This window comes from Dietzia sp. E1 (assembly GCF_014145015.1).
GTDB classification, from domain to species: Bacteria; Actinomycetota; Actinomycetes; order Mycobacteriales; family Mycobacteriaceae; genus Dietzia; species Dietzia cinnamea_A.
Genome location: NZ_JAALDU010000514.1, coordinates 1 through 1,699 on the forward strand (window position 1 = coordinate 1; position 1,699 = coordinate 1,699).

Consider the following 1,699-nt stretch of genomic DNA (forward strand, 5'->3'; position numbering starts at 1 on the left):
ACGCGCACGGCCCACGCACCGGCGGCGGCCGAGAGCGTGGTGATCGCCGCCGTCGCCGGGTCCCGGCCCGCCACCGCGCGGGGCCGCCCGTCGGGCTCCGGCAGGAGGGAGCCGAGGAAGCGCTTGCGGGAGGCGGCCACGAGAACCGGGAACCCGAGATCGACGAGCCGGTCGAGCCCGTGCAGCAGGGACCAGTTGTCCTCCCCGTTCTTGGCGAAGCCCAGCCCGGGGTCGAGGACGATGTCCGCGGCGTCGATCCCCGCCGCGAGGGCGGCGTCGGCCCTGCGTGCCAGGTGGTCCCGCACCGCGCCCACGACGTCGTCGCCGTAGTCGGCACGGCCACCGGCACCGGCCCGGTACTCGTCCGGGGACACCCAGTGCATGAGGATGACCGATCCCCGGTACTCGGCGACGACCCGGAGCATGTCGGGATCGGCGAGCCCGCCGGAGACGTCATTGATGATCGCCGCGCCCTCCTCCATCGCGCGGGCGGCGACCCGGGAACGCATGGTGTCCACCGAGACCGGCGCGAACCCGGAGACCTCGCGCACCAGCGGCACGACGCGCTGTTCCTCGTCGGACTCCTCGACCCGCAGCGCGCCGGGGCGGGTGGACTCGCCGCCGATGTCGATGAGGTCCGCGCCCTCGGAGACCATCCGCCGGGCGTGCGAGACCGCGTCGTCGAACGCCAGATGCCGTCCACCGTCGGAGAAGGAATCCGCGGTGACATTGAGGACCCCCATCACCGCGCAGTGCTCGGGGCGGGGCAGCCGACCGGGCGTGCTCACGTCCCGCGCAGGAGGCCGAGCGCCTCCGCCCTGGTGGAGGCGTTGGTCCGCATGATCCCGCGGACGGCCGAGGTGGTGGTGACCGCACCCGCCTTGCGGATCCCGCGCATGGACATGCACAGGTGTTCGCACTCGATCACCACGAGCACGCCGGAGGGGTCGAGCTTGTCGACCAGCGCGTCGGCGACCTGGCTAGTGAGACGCTCCTGCACCTGGGGGCGCTTGGCGTAGAGGTCGACGAGGCGGGCGAGCTTGCTCAGGCCCGTCACCGCGCCCGACTGCCCGGGGATGTAGCCGATGTGCGCGACGCCGTGGAACGGCACGAGGTGGTGCTCGCACGTCGAGTAGATGGGGATGTCACGCACCAGCACGAGCTCGCGGTGGTCCTCGTCGAAGGTGCGGGACAGCACCTCGGAGGGGTCCGTGTACAGGCCGGCGAACACCTCGCGGTAGGCCCTCGCCACCCGGGCGGGCGTGTCCTGCAGGCCCTCGCGGTCCGGGTCCTCACCGACGGCGATCAGCAGCTCACGGACAGCGGCCTCCGCGCGGGCGGCGTCGAAGACCTCCCCCGTGGGCATCGAGCGCGCGTCGGCGGGGGGTAGGTGGTCAGGGGTCGTCATCAATCCTCTTCTCGCACGAAGCGGCCGCGGCGGTCAGTCCTCACGTTCCCACGGCGGTTGCCAGTCGGGGTCCTTGTCCTCGCGGCGGTGTGAACCACCGCCCGGGACGTCGGAGCCGGCGTCGCGGGGGGCGTCGTCCGTCCCGTCGTCTCCCGCCCGGGACCAGGCGCGGTTCGACGGCTCGGCGGGGTGGTCGCGACGGTCGCCGCCCTCGGGGCCGCCCCATCCGTCGGTGGGTCGACCGTTCACGGGCGCGGCGGGCAGACGCGTGGTCTCCGCCCCGCTCGGCCC

At 73.7% G+C, this 1,699-nt stretch carries 3 protein-coding genes; all 3 read right to left on the bottom strand.

All coding sequences use genetic code 11. The annotated features are described in order from the left end of the window. On the bottom strand, positions 1-788 hold a 788-nt coding region (gene folP, locus G6030_RS14855), incomplete at its 3' end, for a dihydropteroate synthase (RefSeq protein WP_347238678.1). Next, positions 785-1,366, bottom strand: coding sequence for a GTP cyclohydrolase I FolE (gene folE / locus G6030_RS14860; RefSeq protein WP_182643652.1), 582 nt, complete (start codon positions 1,364-1,366; stop codon positions 785-787). The genes folE and folP, both read right to left, overlap by 4 nt. A gap of 75 nt (positions 1,367-1,441) precedes the next feature. After that, positions 1,442-1,699, bottom strand: a 258-nt coding sequence (locus G6030_RS14865; protein WP_206680921.1) for a hypothetical protein, incomplete at its 5' end; no start/stop codon positions are given.

What these genes read in the sequence shown, in the direction of transcription:
- folE (WP_182643652.1), bottom strand. Translation starts at nt 1,366, where the DNA reads ATGCCCACGGGGGAGGTCTTCGACGCCGCCCGCGCGGAGGCCGCTGTC.